Origin of the sequence: Dietzia aerolata (genome assembly GCF_014144865.1) — a bacterium.
Classification (GTDB): Bacteria; Actinomycetota; Actinomycetes; order Mycobacteriales; family Mycobacteriaceae; genus Dietzia; species Dietzia aerolata.
On record NZ_JAALDM010000287.1, the window covers coordinates 1 to 5,732 of the forward strand.

General features: G+C 68.3%; 6 protein-coding genes, 1 tRNA gene and 1 pseudogene. 4 read left to right on the forward strand and 4 right to left on the reverse strand.

All coding sequences use genetic code 11. From position 1 onward, the window contains the following. Positions 1–567, forward strand: a pseudogene (locus tag G6016_RS14985) (polysaccharide pyruvyl transferase family protein); the annotation flags it as partial. Here G6016_RS14985 and G6016_RS14990 read toward each other — a convergent pair. Continuing rightward, a complete protein-coding gene (locus G6016_RS14990; protein ID WP_182633415.1) occupies positions 552–983 on the reverse strand; it encodes an ABC transporter permease in 432 nt (143 codons plus the stop codon). The pseudogene G6016_RS14985 and the gene G6016_RS14990 sit on opposite strands and share 16 nt — an antisense overlap. 123 nt (positions 984–1,106) lie before the next feature. Between G6016_RS14990 and G6016_RS14995 the strand changes: the two genes are divergently transcribed. Beyond that, positions 1,107–2,159, forward strand: a complete 1,053-nt coding sequence (locus G6016_RS14995; protein ID WP_182633416.1) for an NAD(P)H-dependent flavin oxidoreductase — start codon at positions 1,107–1,109, stop codon at positions 2,157–2,159. A gap of 10 nt (positions 2,160–2,169) precedes the next feature. Further along, positions 2,170–2,718, forward strand: coding sequence for a helix-turn-helix transcriptional regulator (locus G6016_RS15000; protein WP_182633417.1), 549 nt, complete (start codon positions 2,170–2,172; stop codon positions 2,716–2,718). Positions 2,719–2,859: 141 nt separating this feature from the next. Here G6016_RS15000 and G6016_RS15005 read toward each other — a convergent pair whose 3' ends face one another. Beyond that, entirely contained in the window at positions 2,860–3,909 is a 1,050-nt protein-coding gene (locus G6016_RS15005) for an NAD(P)H-quinone oxidoreductase (protein ID WP_182633418.1), read from the reverse strand. Positions 3,910–4,091: 182 nt separating this feature from the next. Between G6016_RS15005 and G6016_RS15010 the strand changes: the two genes are divergently transcribed. Further along, a tRNA-Ser gene (locus tag G6016_RS15010) sits at positions 4,092–4,177 on the forward strand. 95 nt (positions 4,178–4,272) lie between these two features. Here G6016_RS15010 and G6016_RS15015 read toward each other — a convergent pair. Then, the gene (locus tag G6016_RS15015; protein WP_182633419.1) at positions 4,273–4,734 is read right to left on the reverse strand and encodes a hypothetical protein; all 462 of its coding nucleotides are present in this window, start codon (positions 4,732–4,734) and stop codon (positions 4,273–4,275) included. A gap of 208 nt (positions 4,735–4,942) precedes the next feature. Continuing rightward, positions 4,943–5,305 carry a hypothetical protein gene (locus G6016_RS15020; RefSeq protein WP_182633420.1) on the reverse strand — a complete coding sequence of 121 codons (363 nt, stop codon included), beginning with the start codon at positions 5,303–5,305 and terminating at the stop codon, positions 4,943–4,945. Positions 5,306–5,732 lie beyond the last annotated feature (427 nt).

The window sequence follows — 5,732 nt, forward strand, 5'->3', positions numbered from 1 at the left end:
TGGAAGGTCCCGGGCGACCGGCTCACCGTGGTCGAGTCGATCCCCGGCGGGGACCGGGTGGTGTGGGACCTGGTCTGCGCCCGCGCCGACGCCGCCGACACCGCCGCCGCCGAGGGATCCAGCGAGGGCGCGGGCCTCGCCGCGGGCGGTGGAAAAGATCAAGAATCTGACGACGACGACAACAACACCGTCGACCCGGTCGGCCGCGCACTGGCGGAACTCGATCTCTCGCGGGCGCGATTCGTACCCTTCAAGGACTTGTGGGACACGGGCCTGCCCGCGCGGTCCGGGCAGGCCTGGCTGACGTCACGGTTTCATCCGCACCTGTTCGCGGCAGCCCGGGGAGCGTCCGGTCTGGTGCTGGGTAGTGGATCGCACTATTACGACATCAAGCACGGTTCGTTGGTCGCCGCGGGTTCGTCGTGGGGCACGGTGCACGCAGCCGCGGTTGCGTCCGGATCCGAGGTCCCGCCGTTTCCGGCGGGCGGCGGCTTTACCGAGCCTGCCGTCGACGCGCTGGTCTCGGCCGCGAAGGCGCTGGCGGACGACCTCTATCCGCGTACCTGACCCCGGCGCCGCTCCGGATGCCGCTCCGGGCGCCGCTTCCGCGCGATCTGGATGAAGGTCACGAAGGCTCCGAGCGCGGCGAGGGGGAGCGCGACGAGCAGCGTGCCCCAGAACCCGGTCCAGTTAGCTAGTCCGACGATTCCGGCGACGATCAACGCCACGGTCGCCGCGCCCGAGGCCCACACGCGCCCGGCCACCGCGGCCACCGCCGACGGCGCCACGAGTGAGATTCCCAGCCACACCGGCGGCCATATGCCCAGGACGTCGGTGATCCGGTCGCCGCACTCGAATGCGGCGCCACCCTCGGCGACCTTGGCGCAGCCCAGGTCGACGTCGGCCATCGTGCCCGTGACCGCGAACCAGAGGCTGAAGGCGAGAGCGATCACCGCGAGGACCCACCAGGCTGCTCTGACCATGTGCTGCATCGTAGCGACGAGTCCACCGAGAATTGTTTGTGCAACTTGTTGCATAAAGCGGAGCGGGGACGTACCGTCGGGTCTAGGGCGTACACCGTCGCCCGAGGTCAGAAAGGTGCCCCGATGTCCCTGCCCCCGATCCTGTCCGGCCCGCTCACCGTTCCTGTGCTCGCGTCCCCGATGTTCATCTACTCGGGCCCCGAGCTCGTGGCCGCGCAGTGCCAGGCCGGCGTGATCGGCGCGTTCCCCTCGCTCAATGCGCGCCCGCAGTCGGCGCTGGGGGAGTGGATCGACCAGATCGTCCAGAGCAACGCGGCCTTCGCCGAGGCCAATCCGGATGCGTACGTGGCGCCGTTCGCGGTGAACCTCATCGTGCACAAGTCCAACGATCGGCTCGCCGAGGATCTGGCCACGGTCGTCGAGCACCAGGTGCCGATCGTCATCACCTCCCTCGGCGCGCGAGAGGACGTCAACGAGGCGATCCACTCGTACGGCGGGATCGTGCTGCACGACGTGATCAACAACAGGTTCGCCCGCAAGGCGATCGAGAAGGGGGCGGACGGGCTCATCGCCGTGGCCGCTGGCGCCGGTGGTCATGCCGGCACCCAGTCGCCGTTCGCACTGGTCCGCGAGATCCGCGAGTGGTTCGACGGCCCGCTGCTGCTCTCCGGCGCCATCTCGCACGGCCAGTCGATCCTCGCCGCGCGCGCCGCCGGGGCAGACCTGGCCTACATCGGCTCGGCCTTCCTAGCCGCCGAGGAGTCCCGCGCCCCGCAGGACTACAAGCAGATGATCGTCGACAGCACCGCGGCCGACATCATCTACAGCAACCTCTTCACTGGCATCCACGGCAACTACCTGCGCGGCAGCATCGAGGCCGCCGGGATGGATCCGGACAACCTGCCCGAGTCTGACCCGACGGCAATGGACTTCGGGTCCGGCGGCGACTCCGCGTCCAAGGCGTGGAAGGACATCTGGGGCGCCGGCCAGGGCGTTGGTGGCGTGACCTCGACCGGGCCCGTGGCCGATCTCGTCGACCGTCTGCGCACCGAGTACCGCGCCGCCATCGACTCGTTGGCCCAGGCCACCGCCGCGGAGACCGCCAACATTGCAGAGGCGCCCACCGCCGGGGAGACCGCCGCCGCCGGTTCGACGTCAGCGACCGCCGGCAACTGAGGCCGGGGTCGTGTCGCTGAAGTTCGCGATCCTCACCTCGCTCACCGAGCGGGAGGGCAGTGGGATCGAGCTGGCCAGACGGTTCGACAAGTCGATCGGATTCTTCTGGCCCGCCACCCACCAGCAGATCTACCGCGAGCTCGACCGCCTGGCCACCGACGACCTCATCAGCGAGCTGCCCCAGGAAGGCCCGCCCCGGCGCGGCCAGCCCAGGCGGTTCGCAGTGACGGAGGCCGGCCGGGCACTGCTCGAGGAGTGGATCGGCCAGGACGATGAGCCCGAAGCGCTGCGCGCGTCGCTCGCCGTCCGGGTGCGGGCGGCTGCGATCACCGGTCGGGTCGACGAGGTCCGTCGGGCACTCGAGCACCACCGGACGCTGCGGCATGAGCGGCTCGAGCAATATCTGGCCATCGAGCAGCGCGACTTCGCGGCCGTCGACCCCGCCGACGTCCGCGGAGTCCTCCAGCACCGGGTCCTGGTACTCGGCATCGACGGCGAGCGGTCCTGGCTGGCCTGGTGCGAGGAGACACTCCGCGCGCTGGACGGGCTCAGCCCGTAGCGCCCCATCCGCCAGTGGATTCGGCCCCTGGCCCCATTCATAAGTGGGTTTCGCACACCCCGTTCTCGGGAAACGTGTGCCGAAGTCTCTTGGCGATGAGGTGGATGGCGCGGGCCCCTGGCGTGGGGCGAGGCGGGGGTTCTAGCTGACGGTGAGTAGGAGCTTGCCGTGGGTGTCGCCGGATTCCAGCAGCGCGAGTGCCTCGGAGGCCCGCTCCAGGGGGATCTCGCGCGAGACCCGCGGGGTCACCTGGCCCGCGGCGACCATCGGCCACACGGTGTCCACGACCTCCCGGCAGATGCCGGCCTTGCCGCCGGGGCCGTCGACCGGGCGGGCGCGGAGATTGGTCGCCACGACACCCGCGCGCTTGGTCAGCAACCGCCCGAGATTGAGTTCGGCCTTCACGCCGCCCTGCATCCCGATCACGATGAGGCGACCGTCGGGGGCAAGGGCGGCAAGATTGCGTTCCAGATATTTGGCGCCCATGACGTCCAGGATGAGGTCGACTCCGGGGGCGCGGTTGCTGGCCTCGTCGTCGTCGCCCCAGTCTTGTACCCGTTCGACAAAGTCCTCGTCGCGATAATCGATGGCCAGGTCAGCGCCAAGATCGCGGCACATCTGGACCTTCTCTTGGCCGCCGGCGGTCGTGGCCACGCGGGCGCCGAGGGCGCGACAGACCTGGATCGCGTGGGAGCCGATGCCGCCCGCGCCGCCGTGGATGAGCACTCGCGGGGCGCCGAGTTCGGTCTCGCCCCAGCGGGCGTTCGCGGCGAGGGTCCCGCGGCCGAGCCCGCCCGTCATCGCCAGGTTGGACCACACCGTGCACGCCACCTCCGGCAGCGACGCCGCATCGTGCAGACTCACGCCGGCGGGAACCGGCATCACCTGGGCGGCCGGGACCGCGACCTTCTCGGCGTACCCGCCGCCGGCGAGCAGCGCGCAGACCTCGTCACCGATCGTCAGGTGCTGCACGCCCTCGCCGATCGCCGAGATGCGACCCGAACACTCCAGGCCGAGGATCTCCGACGCCCCGGGCGGCGGCGGGTAGTGGCCCTTGGTCTGCAGGAGATCGGCGCGGTTGACCGCCGTGGCGGCGATGTCGATGACGACCTCGCCGGGCGCGGGCGTGGGGTCGGGGACCTCCGTGAGCCGCAGGGTGTCGGGGCCGGTGGTGTACTCGATGGCCTTCATGTCCTCGACCGTAGTCGGGATGCCTGTCACCGGCAGACACTCGACAGGTACGCGACAGACACGGAACAGACACGGCCGGGCTGTGGGAGCGGGGCGGGGTCCACTACGATGGCAACGTCGCCGCGTGTGTTCCACGTGGAACCGTGCGGTTGCGCGACGCGCGTGATCGCAGGTGGCGGCGGGGAAGTGTGGCAGAGCGGCCGAATGCACTCGCCTTGAAAGCGAGCGTGCCTAAACAGCACCGGGGGTTCAAATCCCTCCACTTCCGCAACAGCCCAGAGAATGCGCTGGTCAGATGGTGTTTTCGAGATCTGGTTTAGGGCTTGTGTCACTACCGTGTCATAGCGGGAATGACTGGGCAGCTCAGCTCGATGCTCGTCGCGGCTTCGGATATTCCGCCCGCGCCCCTCGGCCTCCGCGGAGTTGCGTGCTCGTCTGCCCGTGCTTTCCCCTCAGGTTCCACTCGTACAGGCGGGCGGTCTCGTCTATGTGCTCGCACACATCGCAGAGATGTCGGGTCGTTACGTTCGACGAGAAGTGGGGGCGGTCGATGAAGTAGTCCTCGCCGCACCGGGCACACTCGTAGGCTGGCCCGAGAGCGCCGCCTTCCGAGGTGAACGCTTCCCTCTCCTGGTACTCCTTCTCCCGCCGTCTCCGGTTGCTCTCCACGACGGTGCGCTTCCATCGGAAGAAGCTCTCCTGAGCCCTCTTTCCGCAGGGTTCACACGTCGGACCGGCACCCAGGATCTGATGCTGAGGGGTGCCAGCCGGTACGTGAGTCCCACACCTCTGACAGATCGTGTCGTGCTCGGGTGGCTTAGTCATTGGGTTCTCCTTGCTCTCAGCGACGGTGGACGTCGGCGTACTCCTAAACGAACTCGCGTGGGACCGGGATGCCCTCCACTTCCGCAGAGGGGCGGAGTAGCCTCAGGTCAGATAATGTTTTTGGGGTCGTTACCGGGCCCCGTGGTTCTATCGTGGCTTATAGGTACGACAAAGCCCCCGCCACTGGGACGGGGGCCTGGTCTGGGAGTCACAGCTCCGTCGCGAAGACGAGGTCGTCGTCGGGGGTAAGACTCGTCGCGAAGGTGTACTTGCTATCGAAGTCGCGCTTGCTCTTGGTCTTGAGCTGGCGCTCGCCGTCGACCTTCTCGATCCACCAGCGCAAGTTCTCGGAAAAGTGGATATGGGTGACGGGCTCCTTGTTCCCGGAGCTGATCTCCCAGACGCCGTCGTCCTCGAAGAGGTAGCGGAACAGCTCAGCCGTGTGGGTGGAACCGTAGTCCTCCTGGAACTTCTTCATCGTGGTTACGCCTGCGGGACCGGAGTGCTTGCTGATGTCGTTGGTCTCCCGGTGAAAGGTCTCCATGTAGACGACGAGCTCCTTGGGGGTCATGTGCTCCAGGGGCTTGCCGATCCGGCGCTCGTACTTGTCCCACCGAGACTGGTCTGGACCCTCCAGGCGCTCCGCTGGCGTCCCCCCCCCCCCCGGGGTCGCCTGGGGTTCGGGGGCCCGGAGGCCCATCGAGGCGCAGGGTGGGACCCTGGCCCTCTGATCGCCATGATCGCCTCGGTGGCCCACAGGCGACCTCCGTTGCGCTCAGCGAAGCTCAGGGCCACCGAGGGGGTCGTAGGCCACTACATACGATCCGGGGCTGCCCCGCCTCGCACGAGGACCACTGGAGCTTCCGGTCGGTCGGCACGCTTGCCGTCACGAGTGAACCTCGCCTGACGGAAAAAGTCGATCCAGTCCTCCTGGGACAAGTACGCCTCGGTGAAGCTCTCGCAGGTTAGCCCCGCTGATTCACGGAGCGTGAGGACTG

Bases quoted from the DNA above. Each gene is read 5' to 3' on its own strand.
- G6016_RS15015 (WP_182633419.1), bottom strand. From the start codon at position 4,734: ATGACTAAGCCACCCGAGCACGACACGATCTGTCAGAGGTGTGGGACT.
- G6016_RS15005 (WP_182633418.1), bottom strand. From the start codon at position 3,909: ATGAAGGCCATCGAGTACACCACCGGCCCCGACACCCTGCGGCTCACG.
- G6016_RS15020 (WP_182633420.1), bottom strand. From the start codon at position 5,305: ATGACCCCCAAGGAGCTCGTCGTCTACATGGAGACCTTTCACCGGGAG.
- G6016_RS14990 (WP_182633415.1), bottom strand. From the start codon at position 983: ATGGTCAGAGCAGCCTGGTGGGTCCTCGCGGTGATCGCTCTCGCCTTC.
- G6016_RS14995 (WP_182633416.1), top strand. From the start codon at position 1,107: ATGTCCCTGCCCCCGATCCTGTCCGGCCCGCTCACCGTTCCTGTGCTC.